Here is a 21,093-nt window from a genome sequence, read left to right as displayed (position 1 = left end):
CGATGAGTAACATGGTGTTGGGGGAGCTGGAACGGGTACGTCCCCGACCGGGTCACCCACTGTCACAGCGCCCTCGGGCACCTGGCAATCTTGGCAACACGTGCACGTACCCCGCGTGCGCGTACCGCAATCCGGCGCCAACCGCAGCGACGCGGTGGCGTACGCGTACACGGGAGGTCGGCCACCGGCCATGAACATCGTCGTCTGCGTGAAGCAGGTCCCCGACACGGCGACCGAGCGCAAGCTGAGGTCCGATGACAATACGCTCGACCGCGATGCCGCCGACGGCGTCATCAACGAGCTCTGTGAATACGCGGTCGAGGAGGCGCTGCGCCTGAAGGAGGCTCACGGCGGTGAGGTGACCGTCCTCACCATGGGCCCCGCCAAGGCCGCCGACACCATTCGCAAGGCCCTGGCCATGGGTGCGGACAAGGCCGTTCACCTGGTGGACGACGCGCTGCACGGCTCGGACGTGCTGGGCACCTCCTACGCCCTGGCGCAGACTCTCAAGAAGATCGGCTTCGATCTGGTCGTGCTCGGCTCCGAGTCGACCGACGCCCGCACCGGCGTGCTCGCCGCGATGCTGGCCGAGCGTCTGAGCGTGCCGCAGCTCACCTTCGCCAACAAGGTCGAGATCGACGGAACGTCCATCTCGATCCAGCGCGTCACCGACTACGGCTACGACAGGGTCGAGGCTTCACTGCCCGCCGTCGTCTCCGTGGTCGAGAAGATCAACGAACCGCGCTACCCGTCCTTCAAGGGCATCATGGCCGCCAAGAAGAAGCCGGTCGAGAAGCTCGGCGTCGCCGACGCCGAGATCGACGCCTCCCAGGTGGGCCTCGCCAACTCCTGGAGCGAGGTCGTCGACTTCGCGGCCGCGCCGCCTCGCGCGGCCGGCACGGTGGTCAAGGACGAGGGTGACGGCGGCGTGAAGACCGCCGAATTCCTCGCGTCGAAGAAGTTCGTCTGAGAACGGGGGTTAGCTGAGATGTCTGAGATTCTCGTTCTGGTCGAGCATGTCGAGGGCCAGGTCAAGAAGGTCACGCTGGAGCTGCTGACGCTCGCCCGGAAGCTGGGCACGCCGTCGGCGGTCTGGGCGGGAGAGGGATACTCTCCCGACGCCCAGGCCAAGCTGGCCGAATACGGCGCGGAGAAGATCTACGTGGCCGACGCCGCCGAGATCGGCGACTACGTCGTCGCTCCCAAGGCGGAGCTGCTGGCCCAGCTCGTCTCCGAGAAGTCCCCGGCCGCGGTGTTCGTCGCCGCGACGGCCGAGGCGAAGGAGATCGCCGGCCGTCTGGCCATCAAGATCGACTCCGGTGTGCTCACCGACGCCGTGGGCATGGAGGACGGCCTGCTCGCCGACCAGTCCATCTTCGGCGGCGGGGTCAACGTCCATTCGCGCGTGACCAAGGGCACCCCGATCGTCGCGGTCCGTCCGAACGCGACGCCGATCGAGGCGGCCGCGGGTGCGGGCGCCGAGGAGCGGGTCACCGTCGACGTCTCCGACGCCGCCAAGGGCGCCAGGGTCGTGGAGCGGGTCAAGCAGGAGAAGGGCGCCCGCCCGGAGCTCACCGAGGCCTCGATCGTGGTCTCCGGTGGCCGCGGGGTGGGCTCGGCCGAGAACTTCGCGGTCATCGAGGCCCTGGCCGACTCGCTCGGCGCGGCCGTCGGCGCCTCCCGCGCCGTCACCGACGCCGGCTGGTACCCGCACCAGTTCCAGGTCGGGCAGACCGGCAAGACCGTGTCGCCGCAGCTCTACATCGCGGCGGGCATCTCCGGCGCGATCCAGCACCGGGCCGGCATGCAGACCGCCAAGACGATCATCGCGATCAACAAGGACTCCGAAGCGCCGATCTTCGAGCTCGCCGACTTCGGCGTCGTGGGGGACCTGCACCAGGTCGTCCCGCAGCTCACCGAAGAGATCACCAAGCGCAAGTAGCCGTACGAGTTAGTCGTATACGCGAGATGGCGCCGCACGGGTCGTGCGACGCCATCTCGCTTTTCCGCGCCGTCTCGCGTTTCCGGTGAGCGCTGAGGGCTCCCGCGTCCTCCGCCGGACACGGGTGCTCCGCCGACCGGGATCGATCTTCGGCCGCGAGGATGACGGCAACCGGGAACGCTCATCGGCCGCGAGGATGACGGTGCCCTGCCTTCCAGGTGCCCAGGCACCCCAGGCGCGCCCCATGCGCCCCAGGTGCCCAGGTGGACGCGGAGACGCTCAGGCGGCCATGGAGAGCTCGCGCTGAGGGGCCTCGGCGGGGGCGGCGGCCATACCGGGGCGGGGCAGGAACCGGGCGGTCAGCGCGATCAGGACGCCGAGCACGACGGCGATGCCGAGCCCGACCCTGAGCGTGGCCACGTCGGAGAGCAGGCCGATGATCACCGGGCCCAGCAGCAGCCCCGCGTAGCCCATCGCGCCGGTCTGGGCGATGGCCGGGCCGGGGTTGGCGACCGCGTCGCCCGCGAGGGACATCGCCATCGGGGAGACCGTCGCCACCGCGATGCCCACGAAGAACATGGCCGAGATGGCGATCAGGGCCGTCGGGGCCGTGAGAACCACGGAGAAGGTGGCCGCGGAGGCGAGACCCGAGGTGATGATCATGCCGCGGGCGCCGAAGCGGGCCCGGACGCGGTCGCCGGTGAGGCGGCCGAGGAGCATGCCCGCCTCGAAGATCGGGTAGCCCAGGGCGGCCACGGCCTCGGGAGCGCCGAGGATGTCACGCAGGTAGAGGCCGTTCCAGTCGGCGACCGTACCCTCGACCATGAACGCGCAGAACGCGATCACGCCGAGCAGGTAGACCACCGGCGGCATCCGCCGGCGGGTCGCGGTCCGGGCGTTCACGGAGACGGAGTCCGGCAGGTAGGTGCGGCTGACGAAGATCATCAGGGGGAGCGCGATCAGGGCGACCAGGGTCAGATGGACCGTGAGCGAGAGTCCTGCCGCGATCGCCGCGGTGCCGAGCAGGCCGGAGGAGATCGCTCCCACGCACCAGCCCGCGTGCATGCCGTTCATCAGCGGGCGGCCGTAGGCGCGCTCGACCGTCGAGCCCTGCGCGTTCATCGCGACGTCCACCGCGCCGAACGCCATGCCGAAGAGGCCGGTGGCGACCAGCAGCAGCGGGAACGTCGGCGCCAGCGCCAGCAGGGCCAGGGCGACCGCGCTGAGGGGAGCGCCGACCCGCAGGATGCTCCGGCTGCCGAAGCGCGCCATCACCCCGCGCATCGACTGCATGGTGATCAATGCCCCCAGGCCCCAGACGAGGAGGGTGATGCCGATCGAGCCCTCGGACAGGCCGAGTTTGTCGGACAGCGCGGGGATGCGCACGGTCATGGATCCGCACAGAAGTCCGGCAAGCATGAAAGTGACGACCGCGCCGGCGCGGGCCGTCCTCAGAACGCGGGTCATGATTCGATCCCTTCAATAGATGTCGGCAGACGTTTCGAACACTGCCGATTCGGGCACACCAAAGACGGTCGCTTTCGCGCATGCGAAAGCGACCACCAGACTCTGTGCGATGAGACGCCCCCGTTCGGGTGGCGATCAAATCCAGGAACGATCCTGGTCAGGCGGGCAGCAGGCCCAGTAAGCGCTGTTTCAACTCGGCGTAGTGGTCGTCGTCGTAGAGGTCGGGATCATGGCTCGCCACGTCCCACAGACCCTCGCAGGCAAGGCGCACGATCTGTGCCGCCGCCGGGTCGGGCTCGCTGTCGAGCCCCTCGCGATGCCACCGGGCCATCGCCACGCGCAGCGGTGTGAGCAGGTAGAGGTTGCCGGAGGCTCCGGTGACCACCGCCCAGCGGCGCAGCCTGCCACCCTGTACGGCGGCGAAGGTGGCTGCCAGATAGTTTTTTGTGTAGGTGTCCTGGCCCTGGGCGGCGACGAGGTCGTCGAACTCCTCGATCAGCCGCTCGACCATGCCCTTGATCAGGGCTTCCTTGGTGCCGAAGTGATAGAGCAGGCCACCCTTGCTGCATCCGGCGCGCTCGGCGACGGCTGCGAGGGTGAGTGACTGGGAACCCTGGTCGCAGAGCAGATCCTCTGCCGCGTCCAGCAACTCTTCCCGTCTCATGCCGCTTACTGTACCGTCTGGACGGTTCAGTCGTCAACGTGAGTATGAGGCCCCACGCAAGCGCGGATACGCTTGTGAGGCTGAGAACAACCGGGAGGGGAGTGCGGCCGTGAAGTCCGCCTATCTAGATCACGCGGCGACCACGCCGATGCTTCCCGAAGCGATTGAGGCGATGACGGCCCAACTCGGCCAGGTCGGCAACGCGTCGTCCCTGCACGCCACGGGCCGCCGTGTCCGCCAGGTCGTGGAGGAGTCGCGGGAGACCATCGCGGCCGCGCTCGGCGCCCGGCCCAGCGAGGTCGTCTTCACCGCCGGCGGCACCGAGGCCGACAACCTGGCCGTCAAGGGTCTCTACTGGGCCCGTCGCGCCTGCGGCGCGACCCGGATCCTGATCAGCGCGATCGAGCACCACGCGATGCTGGACCCGGCGCACTGGCTGAGCGACCGCCAGGGCGCGACCGTCGAGCTGCTCGACGTCGACGAGTTCGGCCGGGTGCACCCGCAGACCCTCCGTGACGCCATCGAGCGCGACCCGGACAGCGTGGCCCTGGTCAGCGTCATGTGGGCCAACAACGAGGTCGGCACCATCCAGCCGGTCCGGGTGCTCGCCGCGATCGCCCGGGACCACGGCATCCCGTTCCACACCGACGCGGTTCAGGCCGTCGGCCAGATCCCGGTGGTGTTCGCCGACTCCGGAGTCGACGCGCTGACGCTCTCCGGCCACAAGGTCGGCGGCCCGATGGGCGTCGGCGCGCTGCTGCTGGCCCGGGGGGTGGATCCGGTTCCGGTGCTGCACGGTGGCGGACAGGAGCGCGACGTGCGCTCGGGCACGCTCGACGCGCCCGCCGTCGCCGGTCTCGCCATGGCCGTGCAGACCGCGGTGGCCCGCCGGATCGAGACCTCGGCCCGGATGATCGAGCTCCGCGACGACCTGATCCGCAGGGTCCGCCAGACGGTGCCCGACGTGATCCTCAACGGCGATCCGGTGAACCGCCTCCCCGGCAACGCGCACTTCTCCTTCCCCGGCTGCGAGGGGGATGCCCTGCTCATGCTCCTGGACGCCAAGGGCGTGGAGTGCTCCACGGGCTCGGCCTGCTCGGCCGGGGTGGCCCAGCCGTCCCACGTGCTGCTCGCCATGGGCGCCGACGCGGTCCGTGCGCGCGGCTCCCTCCGCTTCTCCCTCGGCCACACCTCCACGATGGCCGACGTGGACCGGCTGACCGAGGTCCTCGGCCAGGTCGTCGAGCGCGCCCGCCGCGCGGGTCTCAGCTGATCGCTCCCGGCCGGGGCGAGTGACGCCACAGCCGGGGGTGCCGCCGTACGCCGAGCGGGTCTCAGCTGATCGCTCCCCGGCTCGGGTGAGCGACGTCACGGCTGGAGGTGCCGCCGTACGTCGAGTTCGAGCCGGTGGAGCGCACCGTCGACCAGTGGCTGCGCCACGCGTTCGAGGAGCGGGTGAAGGACGCGGATGCCCGGTAGCCGGAGGCCGCCGAGGAAGGCGAACCGGGTGCCGTCCGGGTGCGGTGCGGCGGCCATTCCTCCAAGGAGGTATCGGCTCTGCATCCAGCACCACCCGGGACGTAGGACCACGTCGAATCGGGCGCGTTGCCCAAGGTGTCCGCGTGCCCGCACCTCGAGCCGATCGCCGTCACGGACGGTGACCCGGGCGCTGCGGATGTCGTGGATCAGGCGCGGTAGCTCGACCTCGAGGTCGCCGGCGACGGCCCACACCTGCTCGAACCGCGCGGGGATGACGGTCTCACCGAACATGGCGCCGGGGTTCGCGGCGGCCATGACGCGTAGCCGTCGCACGGGATCCAGCTCGGCTACGGGCCAGTCCTGACTCATCGTCCCCACACCTTCCTGAAGTTGTCGCGTGCTCGGTGCAGCCGTGACTTGACCGTTCCGACCTCGATTGCCAGCAGGTTGCCCACCGTTTTCTCGTCGAGCCCTTCCAGGTCGCGCAGGACCAGCACCGCCCGGTGCTCCGGGGACAGCCGGTTCAGGACATCGCGGATGTCCGTGGCCAGCTGCGGATCTCCCCGGGCGGGCACCTCCTCATAGGACTCGGCATCCGTGCAGCGAGGGGTGCGTCGCGCCATGCGCACCGCCTCGCGAACAGCGATCATGCGGACCCAGCCGTAGAGGGCGGCGGGGTCGCGCAGACGGCGTAGCTCGCGGAACACGGTGGTCAGCGTCTCCTGCGCCGCGTCGGGGCCGTCCTGGAGGGCGATCGGGCCGCACAGGCGGCCGACGTAGGGCGCGAGCCGGTCGAGCAGTTCGCTCATCGCGCGCGTGTCGCCGCGTTGCGCGGCCCGCACCAGATCGGCGAGCTCCACGTCGTCCCCCCAGCGCTGTGACGTGTCGGTGTGCATCGATCTCATATCTGTCCGCGAGAATCCGTTGTCCGGGTGCGTCTGCGAGGATCTGCCGTCCGTGCGATCCCCGTACGGGCCGGCCAGGCCGGGGCGCCCGGCGCACTAACCGGGCTGCCGCCCGGTTGCGAAGAACGCGAGGATCTCCTCGGCCACGAGGTCGGGGTGCTGCTCGGCGAGCATATGTCCGCCACCGGGCACCACGCGGATACGGAGGTCGTCCGCATAGGGCTCCCAGCCGCCCAGTGAGTGCGGTGAGAGACGCACGTCCCGCTCACCGTTGAGCATCAACGTCGGCACCGTCAGCCGACGGGAGCGGTTACGACCCCTCAGCGTCGGGATGATCTCGTGATAGGCGAACTCGTACATCAACCGCTCGCCGGCCCTGGCCCGCGCGGGCTCACGTGTGGCCGCGACGTACTCCGCGACCTCGTCCGGCGACAGGACGTCACGGTCGACCGCGCCGAGCCGGAGCATCATCCGGGTGAAGGCCGGCAGGTGCCGTACGACCCGGCGACCCAGCAGCGGGGTCTCCACCAGCGGCGTCCACCATGACCGCCACGCGCCCGAGGCCTTCATCGAGCGCGCACTCCAGTACGGGTGCACCGCGTTCAACGTGACCAGCCGGCGCACTCGCGTGGGATCACGCAGGCTCAGGTGGAAACCGACCCGCCCACCAACGTCATGGCCCACCACGAGCACGCGCTCCAGCCCCATCACGTCGAGCAGTGCGATGAGATCGTCGACCAGCTCCTCGGTCCGGTAGCCCGACCGCGGCGCGTCCGTCCATCCGAAACCACGCAGGTCCGGGCAGATGACCCTGTGGTCACCGGCGAGCAGCGGAATCACCTTGCGCCACGCCCACCAGTGCTGCGGCCAGCCGTGCAGCAGCAGTACGGGCTCACCCGAGCCGGCTTCCGCGACGTGAAAGCGGAGCCGTGGCGTATCCACGAACCGGTGCCGAACCCCGTCCACCGCCGGGATGGCACGCCCATCACCGCCCTGGGTGACGCCGTCCGGCGACCATCGCCGGCTGCCGTCCACCGTCGTCACATCTACGTCATTCACGAGCTTCTCCTCATGTTTTTCGTCACAAAATGTGCCGTCATCAACAAGGAGGAGGAGAAGGAGCGAAACGTTCCCTCGCATTTTAAAAAAGGTCGATCCGCCTTCGCGCGTCTCGGCAAGCCGCCGGTGCGCGGAAAACCCGCTGCGGGGCGACCTCGCACATCGCCCGCGTCAGCGAGTGGCCGTGATCGTGTGTGACCGTATCCGAAGGATGCCGAGCCTGGGGCTCACTCTGCGGTGCGGTGGTGGCAACCGCATATCTCACTGAAACCCATTCGTTCGTACAGTCGGGGCTGTCAGCTCAGGAAGGGCGAGATCATGATCCAGCCGGGGTCGTCGGCCACGTCCGTCCTGGGATGGCCGTCCTTCCAGCTCGCGATCAGCTTCGCGAGGTGGGCGGCCGCGTCGCCCGCCGGGTCCGCGTAGACGTGGAACGTCCGCTGGCCCTCGGCGCTCATGTGCGCGGCGAGGACGGCGCTGCCGGTCAGCCTGCCGATCTGCCCGGCCAGGCGCCTCTCGAAGTCGCTCAGCGCCTCCAGGGAGGGGCCGATGGGCAGCCCGTCGCCGTCGCGGTGCGTGTAGGGCAGCGTGATGGTGATGTGCCGGTCGAACAGCGGATAGTCGACCGGGCGGAGCGGGTAGCGGACGGTGGCGGACAGCCGGGCCCCGGTGGCGGTCTCGCCCTCCATCAGCGCCCACTGCTCGCCCTGGTGGCCGGAGGCCAGATCGGCGACCACGCCCGGCAGGTGCACGGCGGGCACGGCGTCGATCGGCTCGAACGCCGAGGCGGAGACGTCGCCCACCCAGCGGGCCACGTCGTCCTCGCCGAGGATCCAGTCGAGGGCGAGCAGGGTCGCCTCGGTCCTGGTGTCGTCGTCCATGATGGTGAAGCTCGGGTGGTAGGCGATCACCTCGATGCGGAGGCTGCCGTGCGGGACGCGCAGTCCCAGCATGAGCTTGTCCAGGGTGAACTCGTAGCCGTCCACGTCGAGTGTAAGGTCCATGGCCTGCGGGTTGGCCCACCTGGACGGGTGGAACTCCCACAGGGCGTCGGCGGCCGGAGCGGCGGCGGCCCAGCGGTGCGCGACGGCACGCAGCTCGGGATCACCGGCGGCGGTGACCACGAGGGCCCGGTCGGCGCTCAGCCCCGCGGTGATCTCCCACACCAGGGAGGGATGGACGGCCTGGACCGCGGGGCCGATCAGCTCGGCCGTGCGGTCGGTCTCGCCGGCGGCGACCATGGTGTCCAGCTCGGGCCTCGCCTCCGCCCACCACGTCCAGAATTCACCGATACCCTCGGCCGGACCGGCGTCGGCTTCGCTCTTACGTCCGAACAGTCGCATGACCCCGGATTCTTCCAGCCGGACGGGGCGCACGCCAACGTGGATACGCTCCGCGGACTCATCCGGCCCGAGGGCTCACGCCGGCGCGGGTACGCCGTGCGGATTCTCCCGGCCCGAGGGTCCACGCCGGCGTGGGTACGCTCTGCGGATTCTCCCGATCTGACGGGGCGCGCGCCAACGCGGGTACGCTCAAGGGGTTATGACTCTTCGTGTGCTTGCCGCCATGTCCGGCGGCGTCGACTCCGCCGTGGCGGCCGCCCGCATCGCCGAGGCGGGACATGACGTCACCGGGGTCCATCTGGCCCTCTCCTCCAACCCGCAGTCCTATCGGACCGGCGCCCGCGGGTGCTGCACGATCGAGGATTCGCGGGACGCCCGCAGGGCCGCCGACGTGATCGGCATCCCCTTCTACATCTGGGACATGGCCGAACGGTTCCACCGCGACGTGGTCGAGGACTTCGTCAGCGAGTACGCGGCCGGCCGTACGCCCAATCCGTGCCTGCGCTGCAACGAGAAGATCAAGTTCGAGGCGGTGCTCGATCGCGCCCTCGCGCTGGGCTTCGACGCGGTGGCCACCGGCCACCACGCGCGGATCGCCGACGGCGTGCTGAGCCGCAGTCCCGACCAGGGCAAGGACCAGTCCTACGTCCTGGGCGTGCTCACCAGGGGCCAGCTCAAGCATGCGATCTTCCCGCTGGGCGACTCCACCAAGGCCCAGGTCCGCGAGGAGGCCGCGCGGCGAGGGCTCATGGTGGCCGACAAGCCCGACAGCCACGACATCTGCTTCATCGCCGACGGCGACACCCGCGGCTTCCTGGAGAAGCGGCTCGGCGCGGCGCAGGGCCCGATCGTCGACGAGTCCGGCGAGGTCCTCGGCAAGCACGAGGGTTCCTTCGGCTTCACCGTCGGCCAGCGCAAGGGCCTGCACATCGACCGCCCGACGGCCGACGGCCGCCCGCGCTATGTGCTGTCCATCGAGCCGGTCTCCAACACGGTCACGGTCGGCCCGCGCTCGTCCCTGGAGGTCACGAGCATCGTGGCCGGGCGCCCGGTTTGGAACGGCCCGGTGGACGCGCCCCGCGAGCCGCTGGCCTGCATGGTCCAGCTCCGTGCCCACGGCGAGGTGTACGGCTGCCGCGCCCAGCTCTCCGGCGACGAGGTCCACATCACGCTGGACGCGCCCGCCACCGGGGTCGCCGCAGGCCAGGCCGCGGTGTTCTATCTGGACGACACCGTGGTCGGCTCGGCGACCATCGCCTCCGCGGCCTGACCGGGATCCGGGGCCTCGGCGCACCCGCGTCAACCCGGCGACGGTCCCCAAGCGAGCCGGCGCGATCTCCGGGCGGCGGTCCCAGGGGGCCGGCCTGGCGGTGGTCCCCGAGACGTTCGCCGGCGGCGTGATCGGCTAGGGAAGCGTGACCGACTCGCCCGGCTTGAGGCGGCGCATTTCGGCCTTCTGCTTCTCCGACTCCATCTCCAGCCAGCTGTCGATGATCCTGAGGCCGATGTCGTTGAGCAGGCCGTCATGCATGGAGAACGCCCGTGCGGGCCGGACCTCGCGCAGATAGGCGATCATCTCGACACCCTTCATCCACGGCGCGTTGGTCGGCACCAGCAGCGTGGGCACCTCGACCCCGGGAACGGTCAGCGCGTCGCCCGGATAGAAGGCCTCATCGTCCACCAGGAAGCCGGTGTTGGCGATGATCGGGATGTCCGGGTGGACGGGGGCGTGCCGCTCGCCGAAGACCTTCACCCCGAAGCCCGCCGTGTCGAAGGCGTCGCCGTGCCGTACGACCTGGACCTTCGCCGGGACGTCGGTCAGCTGGGCGGCCACACTCTCGTTGGTCCAGATCTCCAGCGACGGGTTGGCCTGGGCCGCCCCGCGCAGCCGGTCGGGGTCGAGGTGGTCGAAGTGCTCGTGGGTGATGAGAACGGCATCCGCGCCGTCCAGCGCGGACTCCTCACCGAAGGATCCCGGGTCGATGACCAGGATCGAGTCGCCCTTCTCCAGGCGAACACACGCGTGGATTAACTTCGTGAGCTTCATCACCACATTTTAGATCGCCGGTAATCGCCGCCCGTGGCCGACGGGGCCGTTACCGGTCTTCGACGGGAATCGCCGTCAGTAGCCGACGTAGCCGCTGCCGGTCTTCGATCCGACCACGCCGGGCACGTTGGAGACCGAGCCGTAGCGGTCGATGGCGTAGCGGACCCCGGCGATGATGTTGTCCACGGGGTTGTAGATATCGCCGTGCCCGGGCAGTTTGTGGCTGTCGAAGGTCGGGTCGATGGTCTGCATCAGGCCCTTGGACGGGTGCCCCGCCGCCGCGTTGGAGTCCCACTCGTTGATCGCGTTTGGATTCCCGCCTGACTCGTGCTGGATGATCATCCAGATGTCGTTCGGATTCATCTTCTCGACGGGATATCCCTGATCCTTGAGGATCTCGATCGCCTGGTCGATCCACTCCTTGACCTTGCCGCTGGGCGCGGGGCCGCCGCCGGGCGGGGGAGGGCCGCTCGGCCCGTAACCGCCGAAGCCGCCTCCCGAACCGTTGCCGCCGGCGCCACCGGGCCCGTCGCCGTCCGGGCCGCCGGCCTGGCCGTAACTCGCGGTCCGCTCCCAGAGGAAGGGGTGGCCCGGCTGGGGCAGGAACGTCTGCTCACCGGGTGCCCCGATGTAGGAGCCGACAAAGGAGAGGGGCCTGTTCTCCATCTGTTTTGTGATGTCGCCCAAGGCCTTGGTCACGGCATTCTCGGCGGCCGTGAAAGAGATGCGGGCGTAGGAGGTGGCGCCACTGACCGACGACGCGACACTCGGTTCGAGCTTCTTCCGCTCCTCGGGTGACGTGCTGTTGAGGTAGGTGACGACGTCCTTTATCTCGAGGAGGCTGCCGCAGGTGGCGTCGACCTCGGACTTTGCGGTCTCCAGCGCGGTGGCCGCCGTGTCGAGAGAGCTCGCGCAGTTCGACAGCGCGTCGTGGAGCGCCTCACCGGCCTTGCCGTACTTTCGCATGTAAGTGCCGAAGGCCTCGGAGGACTTGCCCTGCCAGGCGGCGTCGACCGTGTTGACCGCGGCGCCGAGGTCGCCGGCGTATTCGTTCACCTTGCCCGCCGCGCCGCGCCAGCGGGTCGCGACCGCACGGATCGCGGTGGGATTGCCGCCGGCGAGCTTGCTCGCGAAGCCGGACAGTTCGCCGCCACCCGGCAGCATGGAGACGCTGTCGGCCAGGCTCATGACGGCTTTGTCCCGTCGGGGTTGTCGGCCTTGCGGACGTTGCGTTGCACGTCGTCCAGGGCCCGCTCGACCGCGTCGAGCTTGCTCGTGACGCTGCCGAGCTCGCTGTCGATCGTCTTCTCGACGTCGTCGAGGGCCGTGGCCAGCGCGGAGGAGTCGGCCAGCTTTCCGAAGATGGAGGAGTCGCTTCCCTGGGCGGGATACAGGCCGCTCAGCGCGCGAAACTGCTTGACCACTTTGTTCGTGGCCGTCCGGCACTGCTCAAGCGCGTCGAAGTGAAGATCAAGACCTGCCATCCGGCCGACTCCCTCCGAGGTTTCCACAGAGCGGACAAATGTAGATCTTAGTGGACGAAGATCTGTTCGTGAGGGCGCCGTCCGTGTCCCCGGTCGGAGGGCTTTTCCGTGAAGGCGTCTCTCCGAGGGGAGGTGAGGGGCGCGATGAGCGTGACAGGCTGCAATGAACAGGGGGAGCGGGGGTCTCCTCCGTGAAGGGCTCGGGAACCTCACGCTTGGGAGCCACCCACCGGGAGGGGGGCGTCGTCGGGATCACGGCTCGCTGGAAGCCGGTTGAGCCAGAGCTCCGCCTGGAGCCTTGTGTACGGGGTGAGCCTCATGAGCTGGCATGCCACCACGTAGCCGACGACGATGCCGGCCCGCTCGGCGCCCGGGTCCGTTCGAAGGTCCGGCCCGCCCGAAGGTCCGGCGCCGGCGCGGCGCTTCCCGGACCGGTTCTCATTGAGGATCCGGCGGCTCCTGGGGCGGGAGGAACGCGGTCTGCGTGAGGCGTGCGCCGTACTTCCTGTCGACGAAGTAGCCCCGGCCCGGTGGCAGCGGATGCGGCCGCACGTTGCCGAACAGGAAGCCCTCGTCCTTGTTGCCGGAGAGGATCACGGCGGGACTGGCCATGTCCTTGATCCTCTGGATGATCGGGTCGAACATCGCCCGGCCGACACCGCCCATCGCCCGCGAAATGATCAGGTGCAGGCCGATGTCACGGGCCTGCGGCAGCAGTTCCGCCAGCGGATGCAGCGGGTTCGACGAGGTCGCCACGAGATCGTAGTCGTCGACGACGATGTAGAGGTCCGAGCCCTGCCACCAGTTTCTGGCCCGGAGCTGTTCGGGCGTGAGGTCCGCGGGAGGCAGCCGCTTGAGCAGCGCGCTGCGCGCGTCGTTGATCATTTCGAGCGCCGCCGCGCTGGAGGCGGCGTAACCGATGCGGTGCTCGGTCGCGGCGGAGTCCAGCAACGACCGCCGGTAGTCGATCACGATCATCCTGGCCTCGTGCGGCGTGTGCCGGGCGACCAGGCCCTCGGTGATGAGCCGCAGCAGGTTGGACTTCCCGCTCTCGGTGTCGCCCACCACGATGAAGTGCGGGTCGGCCTCGAAGTCGAGGAGGACGGGATTCAGGGTGGCCTCGTCGATGCCGACGGCGATCCGGTTGGGCCCGGTCTGCGACGCGTCGGGCAGCGTCTCGGCGGGCAGCACGGACGGCAGGAGTCGCACGCCGGGGGCGGGGACGCCCTGCCAGGCGTCGCTGACCGCGTGGACCAGAGTGCGCACGCCGACCGACAGGTCGTCGGCCTTCTGGATGCCGTCGATCCGGGGAAGCGCGGACAGGAAGTGCAGGCCGTCCTTGGTGAGCCCGCGGCCGGGGGAGCCCTCGGGCACGGTCAGCGACCTCTTGCGGTCGACCTCGGATTCGTACGCGTCGCCGAGCTTGAGCTCCACCCGGTTGCCGAACAGGTCCCGGATGCCCGGCCGGAACTCCGACCACTTGTTGGTCGCGGCCACGACGTGGATGCCGTAACCGAGGCCGCGGGCGGCCAGGTCGGTGATGACGGGTTCGAGCGTTTCGAAGTCCTGCCGGACGGTCAGCCAGCCGTCGATCACCAGGAAGACGTCGCCGAACCGGTCGCCCTCGATCGCTTTGGCGGCGAGCTGCTGCCGGTAGGTGGAGATCGAGTCGATTCCCTGCTCGGTGAAGCTGCGTTCCCGCTGCTCCAGGAGGGTGGCGATCTCGGCGACCGTACGGCGGACGCGGTCGGTGTCGAGGCGGCTGGCGACCCCGCCCACGTGGGGGAGGGCCTCCAGCGAGGCGAGCGAGCCGCCGCCGAAGTCCAGGCAGTAGAACTGCACCTCGCGCGGGGTGTGCGTGAGGGCCATGCTGGAGATCAGCGTGCGCAGCACCGTGCTCTTGCCGCTCTGGGTCCCTCCCGCGACGCCGACGTGGCCGGCCGCCCCCGACAGGTCCAGCCAGTACGGATCGCTGCGCTGCTCGAACGGCTTGTCGATGATGCCCACGACGGCGTGCAGGCGGCCCCGGCCCACCCAGCCGGTCGTGGTGAGGCCGAACTCCTGCGTGACCGACAGTGCCGGGAGCAGGTGGATGAGGGTGGGGGGATCGCCCAGCGGGGCCAGCCAGATCCGGTGGGCGGGAGGGCCCTGGCCGCGCAGCCGGCCGACCACGATGTCCAGAAGGTTGGAGGAGTCCTTCGCACCGGGCGCGTCCGCCGCCGTCAGCTCCTTCGCGGGTTCTTCGATCATGGGGACGGGGGCGAACGCCGGGCCGTACTCCACGACCTCCCGGATGGGGCCCCGTCCGTCCGATGCCGCCGCGCGCTGGGGGTCCGCCTGGTAGGCCCCGGACACGTAGGCGGCCTTGAAGCGGGTCATCCCGGTGGTGTCGAACTTGAGGTAGGCGTTGCCCGGGGCCGACGGCAGCTCGTAGGCGTCGGCGACCCCCAGCACGACCCGGCTCTCCATCGCCGAGAACGTCCGCAGGCCCACCCGGTAGGACAGGTGGGTGTCCAGGCCGCGCAACCGGCCCTCGTCCAGACGCTGGGAGGCCAACAGCAGGTGCACGCCGAGGGAGCGGCCGAGCCGTCCGATCATCACGAACAGCTCGATGAACTCGGGTTTGGCCGCGAGCAGCTCGCTGAACTCGTCGATGACGACGAACAGTGTGGGCATGGGCCGGAGGTCCGCGCCCTGCTCGCGGGCGCGCTCGTAGTCGCGCAGGGAGGCGTAGTTGCCGGCGGAGCGCAGCAGCTCCTGGCGGCGGACCATCTCGCCGTGCAGGGCGTCGTACATGCGGTCGACGAGGGGGAGCTCGTCTTCGAGGTTGGTGATGACCGCCGAGACGTGGGAGAGGGTGTCGAGGCCGAGGAAGGTGGCGCCGCCCTTGAAGTCGACCAGGACGAAGTTCAGGATCTCCGAGGAGTGAGTGATCGCCAGGCCGAGCACCAGGGTCCGCAGCAGTTCGCTCTTGCCCGATCCGGTGGCGCCGATGACCAGGCCGTGCGGCCCCATCCCGCCCTGCGCCGACTCCTTGATGTCGAGCTCGACCACGCGGCCGTCGACGCCGAGACCGATCGGCACCCGCAGCCGGTTGCGTCCGGCCCTGGGCCGCCACGTCATCGAGGCGTCGAGGAGAGAGGCGTCGCCGACGCCCAGCAGGTCGGTCAGCGAGGTGTTCACCGCGAGCACGTCCTGCGCGTCCCCTCCCTTGGCGGTCGAGGCGCGCAAGGGGGAGAGCTGACGGGCCAGGCCCTCGGTCCGCAGGAAGTCGAGCCCGTCGGGGGAGCCCAGGCGGGTCGAGCTCTGCTTGCCCGCGTGATCGATCTTGACCATGAAAAAGCCGTCCGGCTGGATGTTCAGCCGCAGCGTGTTCTTCTCCTCGATCGGTCCCGCCGAGCCTGACAGGTCGATCACGGTGACGCCCTGGATGGCGTCGGTGCCGAGCTGGGAGTCGTGCGGGACGTGCCCGCCGTCGATGATCAGCACGTGGTACGGCAGGGCGTCGGCGGAGGCCCCCGGCTTGAAACGCGCCCGCTCCTTCAGGTCTCCGCCCACCAGCCGGTCGAGCTCGGCGAGGTTCTCGGTCATGAGCCGCACCTGCCCCGCGGCGTCGGTCTGCTCGGGATGCAGCGCGTGGGGCAGCCACTTGACCCAGTCCCACTGGGCCATCCACTCCTTGCTCGCGCACACCATGATCCGCATGTCGTCGGGAGAGTGGAACACGGTCATCTGCGCGATCATCGCCCGGACGAGCTCGCGGACGGCGAGCGGGTCACCGGTCAGATTGATCCGCGCGAAGGAGTGCAGGGCCACCGCGACCGGCAGCTCGGACACCGTGGAGTGTGCCCGGACGAACCGTCGCAGCGCGCCGGCGGACAGGGCGTCCAGGTCCTCGACGGGCTTGGAGTCCGGGGGGATCAGCTGGATGGCGAGCTTCTGCACACCCGTGCCGAGCCGGATCGTGCCGAAGTCGTCGTCACGGGGCCGCCGTTCCCACAGGCGCTGGCTCATGGCGACCCACCACAGCGAGTCGGGGGCGGGGCCGCTCCATTCGAGGGCCTCGCGCTGCTGGGCGGCCGCTCGCCGTACCTTCTTGCGGACCTGGGAGAGATAGCGGAAGTAGTCGCGGCGCAGGCCGTTCAGCCGCTGCTTGCGCTCTCCGGACTGGCGGCCCATCTGACCCAGCGTCATCCCCATCATGGACACGGCGAACAGGCCGCTCGCGACGTACATGATCGGGCTGGAGTTGCCGCCGGCGGTGAACATCAGGCCCATCGCGGCGCCGCCCGCCACCATCGGCAGGTAGGTGAGCATCGCGATGAAGCCCTGCGGCTGGACCTCCGGGATCTCCGGGGGAGATTCGAGCAGGACCTCGCCCCGCGGAGGCTTGGGCGGTGGACGGCGCTCCGGGCGCCGCACGATTACGATGCTCACCCTGGGAGCGCCTTTCTGATCATCCGGGCTGTTTTTCCCGCTGGAAAACGTTTACGTACGGCTGTCGCACATGATCCTCACTCTGCCCGCTACCGTATCCGGCATATTCGTGAGGTTTGCGATGCTTATGGTACGAGGGGGTACGACTGTGAGGTCGCCGGCTCAACCGCCCGCTTCGGGGCCGATGCCGCAGGGCGCGCTGGCGCAGTTTCCCGCGCCGCTGCCGGCCCTGTGCCACGTCACGATCGTGGCTCCGCGTATGAAGGCCGATCTGGCGCTGCCCGCGGACATTCCCCTGCCCCACGTGCTGCCGAGCCTGCTGCGCGCGGTGGGCGAGGCGGGGGGCGACTCGGCGGCGGCTCCCGGATGGATGCTCCAGCGGCTCGGCGGCACTCCGCTCGACATCGGCCAGAGCCTGGGGAGCCTGGGCGTGCTCGACGGTGAGGTGCTCTACCTCAGGCCGCGCGAGTCCGTGCTGCCCCCGGCCATGTTCGACGACGTGGCCGACGTGGTCGCCACGGGCGTCACCGAAGGTCCCGGGAAATGGGGTGACCGGCACACCCGCCTGGCGGGCGTGGGGACCGCGGCCGTGGTTCTCGTCACCGGGTCGGTGGCCCTGGCACTGGCGGGGCCGCCGTGGACGGTCTCCGCGGTGCTCGCCGGGGTGCTCGCGGTCCTTCTGATCGTCGCGGGCACCGCGCTGTCCCGGGCCGTGGGCGACTCGTCCGCGGGCGCCCTGATCGGCTACGCGGCCCTGCCGTACGGCTTCTTCGCCGGGTTCCTGGCGCCGGCGGGCGCCGGAGGCCCGTTCGCGTTCAGCGCGCCGAACATGCTCGCGGCCTTCGCCTCCCTCGGTCTCGTGGCCACCATCGGCGTGATCGCGATCGCCGACGGCGTACCGGGCTTTCTCGGTGCCGCGGTCGCCTCGATGGCCGGATCGGTGAGCGCCGCCGTCGTGATGGTCTCCGGCGCCTCCCCCGCGGGAGTCGCCGCCGTGACCCTGACGGTCCTGCTGGCGCTCAGCCCGCTGATCCCGATGCTGTCGTTCCGGTTCGCCCATCTTCCGATGCCCACGATGCCGACCAGCGCCGAGGAGCTCCGCAACGACAACCAGCAGATCGACGGGGCGTCCCTCCGAGAGCGCACCGTCTACGCGCAGCGCTACGCGACCGGGCTGGTCGCGGGGGTCGGCATGGTGGCGCTGGTCGCCCTGACCTACCTCGCGACGGACGACGACTGGGTCGCCGTGGCCACCGCGCTGACGCTGTCGTTGACGCTCATCATGCGGGCCAGGGTTTTCCAGGGGCTCGGCCAGCGGCTCTGGCTGCTGCTCTCGGGACTCACCGGGATCGTCGTCTTCGTGATCTCGCATGTCGCCGGTCTGGGCGGTGTGGCGGCGATCGCCGCGGTGATGGGACTGCTGTGCGTCGCGGCGATCTCGGCGGGTCTGGGCCTGTGGCTGCCGGTGGGAAAGCCCTCCCCGTTCTGGGGTCGCGCGGGGGACATCATCGAGGTCCTGCTGATCATCTCGCTGTTCCCGCTCGCCCTCGGCGTGCTGGACGTCTACTCCTGGGTACGGGGCCTGTCCGGCTGAGCGGTCTGTTCCGTTGAGCGGTCTGTCCGGATGAACGGCCCGTCCGTTGAGCGGTCTGTCCGGATGAACGGCCCGTCCGTTGAGCGGTCCGTGCGGCTGAACGGACCGCCCGGTTGAGCGGTCCGTCCGGTCGTCCGGGCTTTATTGCGCCTGTCTCCGCGGTGCGGATAGATTGGTGCAAAAGTGGCTGCTGGCGCCTTCTGGTGTTGGTGTGGCCGGTTGGCTGCGGTGGAAAACGGGGCAGTCGATGACGGGGTTCGGAAACTTCGAGAACATTGACGTTGACAAGGTCCTCCGAGGCGCTGGAGAGCACTTCGCCCGCGTGGAGGAAATCCAGAAGGGCATGGCCGCGCTGGTCGGGCGCGCACGGGACGAAGACGGCCTGGTCACCGTGGAATACACCAGTGGCGGGCTGAGCGAGCTCGATCTCAATCCCAAGGCGATGCGTCTGAGCTCGGGCGAGCTCGCCGAGAAGATCAAGATGGTCGTCCGCGACGCGGCCAGGGACCTGCAGGAGCAGATCGGCACCGTCATGGGAGAGGCGTTCGGCGAGGAGGGCAACCCCATGAGATACGCCGACGACCCCGACGCGGCACTGGAGCAGATCAGGGAGGCGGGGGCGGCCTACGACCGGACGTTCGAGGACGTGATGGGCGAGCTCGACCGCATCAGCCGCCGTCTCGACCTCTGAAGACCCGTACCTCGCCGTGGCGTTGCAACCGCCGGCCGAACTCGCCGTCGCCCTCAACCTCATCGGGTTCCCCTGGCCGGTGGCCGACGAGGAGAAGCTGCACGAATCCGGCCGGCGGTGGGTCGCTTTCGCGATGACGCTGCGCCGCAACGTGTCGACCGCCGCCGCCCACGTCGCCCGGACCGTGTCCCGCAACGACGGCGACGACGTCAGGGCGTTCGAGCGGGACTCGCGGGATACCTCGCGCCAGGGCGGTGAAGCGGTCACCGCCGCCCTGCTCATCGGCGCCGCCCTGCAGATCTCCGCCATGGCGGTGCTCGCCCTGAAGGTCGCGCTGATCGTGATCCTCGTAAGGTTCGCGCTGCGTCTGTCCCAGCTCGTCACGGCCTCCGGGCCGACCGCCGGGGCTTCCCTCACCGCCGTTCCCGTCGTGGTGGGCAGCGCCCGCGTGGCCGTACGGCAGGCCATCCGCAAGATAGTCGACCTGCTGAAACGCAGCGCGCTCCGCCTCTTCACGCAGGCCTCCCATCTCCTGCGTAAACTCCCGTCGCGACATCCCTCGGCCCCTATGCCGCCGCGGCGTCCGCCCACGCCCCTTCGCGGTCCGGACAACTATCTGGAGGCGGCCGCCGACAAGAGCGTCAACGTACGGAAAGTCACTCCCTACCCGATGTGGCGCAGGGAGCGCGAGCCGCTCTACCGGGCTGACGACCGGTCGCCGGACGAGATATTCGACCAGGGGTTCCACCCGCGGGATCCGACCGTGACCGCGCTGGACGACTACGTGAGCAAGGCCAGGCCCTCCGCCTTCGTGGGGACCAGCCGACGTCAGGACATCGACAACGTCTTTCCGCAAGGCTACGTCTACGAGGTGGACGCCCCCGGCGGGATCGATGTCGGCAGGACCATGCCGGCGGAGAGCACCCGGCTGGGCCACGAACAGGAGGTCGCCTTCGTCGGTGGCGTGCATCGGCGATACGTCTCGGGCGCCTGGCCGACGGGAGTGGCCAGAACACCGAGTAACTTCATTCCCAACCCCCATTTCGATCCTTACCCCGGCTACTCTCAGGCCTGACCAGGAGAATTCGAGTGAACGACGTCCCACCGCCTCCCCCGCTCACCGACGAGCTGCGGGAACAGGCGCGGCGCAGTCCCGGAAAATGGTTCTACGCGATCGACCCCTTCTTCGACCCCGGGGGCGAGGTGCCGCCGTACGGCATCATCGGCGCGTGGCAAGCCGACGAGCGCGGCGAGATCAGCGGTGAGTTCCGCCACAATCCGAACTACCGGCCCTCGCCGGTGGCGCTCGACTACCCTGACCCGACCGATCCCCTGGACGATGCCATCCAGCTCAGCTCGACCGGTTATGCCACGGGGGAGGGCATCGTTCCCCTGCTTCTGGAGGCCGAGGTGATCGTGGCCGCCGGTCCGGACGGGGGCATTCCCGTGTTCGACACGGATGAGGGCCGGACGGCGCTCGTCTGCACGGCGCAGGCCCACCTGCCCGGCGAATTCCCGGAAGGCTCCACGGGCTGGCAGCGGATCCGCGGCGGCGACCTGATCGGCCTGCTGCCCGCGGGCGTCGGCGTCGCGATCAATCCCTTCGGCCCTGCCGGCGTCGTGCTGCCACACACCGATCTCCACCGGTGACCGGTCGTCAGACCTGGCGGAAGGCTCGCATGATCCGGTCGGCCTCCTCCTCGCCTCGCCGCTCCGCCGACCGGTAGTTGATCGACATCGTCCCCGCGTCGCCGCCCGCCGTCGTGTGGCGTCGGGCCAGTGATTCGAAGGCCTCTAGCGCCTGCCGGGTCACCGCGAGATAGGCGGCGCCGACCATGCTTCCCAGCTCGTCGTCGCCCCAGGGATTACCCTCTCCTTCGAGGTAGGCGCGCAGGACCCGCACCTCGGCGGAGTGGTCGGCGCCGACCGAGGTGAGTCCCGTGTCCGCGCTCCGGAAGTCCGCGTGCGAGGCCTGCACGCC

General features: G+C 69.8%; 19 protein-coding genes. 8 read left to right on the top strand and 11 right to left on the bottom strand.

Going from position 1 to position 21,093, the window contains the following annotated elements; translation table 11 throughout:
- Positions 1 to 190 precede the first annotated feature (190 nt).
- The gene (locus CHC08_RS18240) at positions 191 to 970 is read left to right on the top strand and encodes an electron transfer flavoprotein subunit beta/FixA family protein (RefSeq protein ID WP_089208502.1); all 780 of its coding nucleotides are present in this window, start codon (positions 191 to 193) and stop codon (positions 968 to 970) included.
- Positions 971 to 988: 18 nt separating this feature from the next.
- The gene (locus CHC08_RS18235; protein WP_089208501.1) at positions 989 to 1,942 is read left to right on the top strand and encodes an electron transfer flavoprotein subunit alpha/FixB family protein; all 954 of its coding nucleotides are present in this window, start codon (positions 989 to 991) and stop codon (positions 1,940 to 1,942) included.
- Between the two features lie 279 nt (positions 1,943 to 2,221).
- Here the strand turns inward: CHC08_RS18235 and CHC08_RS18230 are convergent, their stop codons facing one another.
- Complete coding sequence (locus tag CHC08_RS18230) at positions 2,222 to 3,409, bottom strand: MFS transporter (RefSeq protein ID WP_089208500.1); 1,188 nt, start codon at positions 3,407 to 3,409, stop codon at positions 2,222 to 2,224.
- Between the two features lie 157 nt (positions 3,410 to 3,566).
- Positions 3,567 to 4,073: a TetR/AcrR family transcriptional regulator gene (locus CHC08_RS18225; RefSeq protein WP_089208499.1), complete on the bottom strand. Its 507-nt coding sequence runs from the start codon at positions 4,071 to 4,073 to the stop codon at positions 3,567 to 3,569.
- A gap of 109 nt (positions 4,074 to 4,182) precedes the next feature.
- On the opposite strand from CHC08_RS18225, the gene CHC08_RS18220 reads away from it, so the two are divergent.
- Positions 4,183 to 5,346, top strand: coding sequence for a cysteine desulfurase family protein (locus tag CHC08_RS18220; RefSeq protein ID WP_245878393.1), 1,164 nt, complete (start codon positions 4,183 to 4,185; stop codon positions 5,344 to 5,346).
- 95 nt (positions 5,347 to 5,441) lie between these two features.
- Here the strand turns inward: CHC08_RS18220 and CHC08_RS18215 are convergent, their stop codons facing one another.
- From CHC08_RS18215 to CHC08_RS18200, 4 genes are all read right to left on the bottom strand, one after another.
- Positions 5,442 to 5,921, bottom strand: a complete 480-nt coding sequence (locus tag CHC08_RS18215; RefSeq protein WP_089208497.1) for a hypothetical protein — start codon at positions 5,919 to 5,921, stop codon at positions 5,442 to 5,444.
- The gene (locus CHC08_RS18210) at positions 5,918 to 6,448 is read right to left on the bottom strand and encodes an RNA polymerase sigma factor (protein WP_089208552.1); all 531 of its coding nucleotides are present in this window, start codon (positions 6,446 to 6,448) and stop codon (positions 5,918 to 5,920) included. The genes CHC08_RS18215 and CHC08_RS18210 overlap by 4 nt, the downstream gene beginning before the upstream one ends.
- 105 nt (positions 6,449 to 6,553) lie before the next feature.
- Entirely contained in the window at positions 6,554 to 7,516 is a 963-nt protein-coding gene (locus tag CHC08_RS18205) for an alpha/beta fold hydrolase (protein ID WP_179282098.1), read from the bottom strand.
- A gap of 296 nt (positions 7,517 to 7,812) precedes the next feature.
- Positions 7,813 to 8,859 carry a DUF695 domain-containing protein gene (locus CHC08_RS18200; RefSeq protein ID WP_089208551.1) on the bottom strand — a complete coding sequence of 349 codons (1,047 nt, stop codon included), beginning with the start codon at positions 8,857 to 8,859 and terminating at the stop codon, positions 7,813 to 7,815.
- A 199-nt stretch (positions 8,860 to 9,058) separates the two neighbouring features.
- On the opposite strand from CHC08_RS18200, the gene mnmA reads away from it, so the two are divergent.
- Positions 9,059 to 10,129: a tRNA 2-thiouridine(34) synthase MnmA gene (mnmA, locus tag CHC08_RS18195; protein ID WP_089208495.1), complete on the top strand. Its 1,071-nt coding sequence runs from the start codon at positions 9,059 to 9,061 to the stop codon at positions 10,127 to 10,129.
- Positions 10,130 to 10,264: 135 nt separating this feature from the next.
- On the opposite strand, the gene CHC08_RS18190 is transcribed toward mnmA, so the two are convergent.
- From CHC08_RS18190 to eccCa, 4 genes are all read right to left on the bottom strand, one after another.
- A complete protein-coding gene (locus tag CHC08_RS18190) occupies positions 10,265 to 10,906 on the bottom strand; it encodes an MBL fold metallo-hydrolase (protein WP_089208550.1) in 642 nt (213 codons plus the stop codon).
- A gap of 75 nt (positions 10,907 to 10,981) precedes the next feature.
- Positions 10,982 to 12,094, bottom strand: coding sequence for a transglycosylase SLT domain-containing protein (locus CHC08_RS18185; RefSeq protein ID WP_089208494.1), 1,113 nt, complete (start codon positions 12,092 to 12,094; stop codon positions 10,982 to 10,984).
- Positions 12,091 to 12,390 carry a hypothetical protein gene (locus CHC08_RS18180; RefSeq protein WP_089208493.1) on the bottom strand — a complete coding sequence of 100 codons (300 nt, stop codon included), beginning with the start codon at positions 12,388 to 12,390 and terminating at the stop codon, positions 12,091 to 12,093. The genes CHC08_RS18185 and CHC08_RS18180 overlap by 4 nt, the downstream gene beginning before the upstream one ends.
- A gap of 438 nt (positions 12,391 to 12,828) precedes the next feature.
- A complete protein-coding gene (gene eccCa / locus CHC08_RS18175) occupies positions 12,829 to 16,827 on the bottom strand; it encodes a type VII secretion protein EccCa (RefSeq protein ID WP_089208492.1) in 3,999 nt (1,332 codons plus the stop codon).
- 148 nt (positions 16,828 to 16,975) lie between these two features.
- Here eccCa and eccD point away from each other — a divergent pair, with 148 nt between their 5' ends.
- The 4 genes from eccD to CHC08_RS18155 all read left to right on the top strand — a co-directional run bounded on the left by eccD (position 16,976) and on the right by CHC08_RS18155 (position 20,762).
- Positions 16,976 to 18,421 carry a type VII secretion integral membrane protein EccD gene (gene eccD, locus CHC08_RS18170; protein WP_089208491.1) on the top strand — a complete coding sequence of 482 codons (1,446 nt, stop codon included), beginning with the start codon at positions 16,976 to 16,978 and terminating at the stop codon, positions 18,419 to 18,421.
- Between the two features lie 247 nt (positions 18,422 to 18,668).
- Positions 18,669 to 19,112 carry a YbaB/EbfC family nucleoid-associated protein gene (locus tag CHC08_RS18165; protein WP_089208490.1) on the top strand — a complete coding sequence of 148 codons (444 nt, stop codon included), beginning with the start codon at positions 18,669 to 18,671 and terminating at the stop codon, positions 19,110 to 19,112.
- Positions 19,113 to 19,128: 16 nt separating this feature from the next.
- Positions 19,129 to 20,187, top strand: a complete 1,059-nt coding sequence (locus tag CHC08_RS18160) for a scabin-related ADP-ribosyltransferase (protein WP_089208489.1) — start codon at positions 19,129 to 19,131, stop codon at positions 20,185 to 20,187.
- 14 nt (positions 20,188 to 20,201) lie between these two features.
- Positions 20,202 to 20,762 (top strand): type VII secretion system-associated protein, encoded by a 561-nt coding sequence (locus tag CHC08_RS18155; RefSeq protein WP_089208488.1) that lies wholly within the window; start codon positions 20,202 to 20,204, stop codon positions 20,760 to 20,762.
- A 7-nt stretch (positions 20,763 to 20,769) separates the two neighbouring features.
- On the opposite strand, the gene CHC08_RS18150 is transcribed toward CHC08_RS18155, so the two are convergent.
- Positions 20,770 to 21,090 carry a hypothetical protein gene (locus CHC08_RS18150; protein WP_089208487.1) on the bottom strand — a complete coding sequence of 107 codons (321 nt, stop codon included), beginning with the start codon at positions 21,088 to 21,090 and terminating at the stop codon, positions 20,770 to 20,772.
- Between the last annotated feature and the right edge of the window lie 3 nt (positions 21,091 to 21,093).

Origin of the sequence: Streptosporangium subroseum, assembly GCF_900188345.1 — a bacterium.
GTDB classification, from domain to species: Bacteria; Actinomycetota; Actinomycetes; order Streptosporangiales; family Streptosporangiaceae; genus Streptosporangium; species Streptosporangium subroseum.
This window is presented reverse-complemented; position numbering and strand designations above follow the sequence as displayed.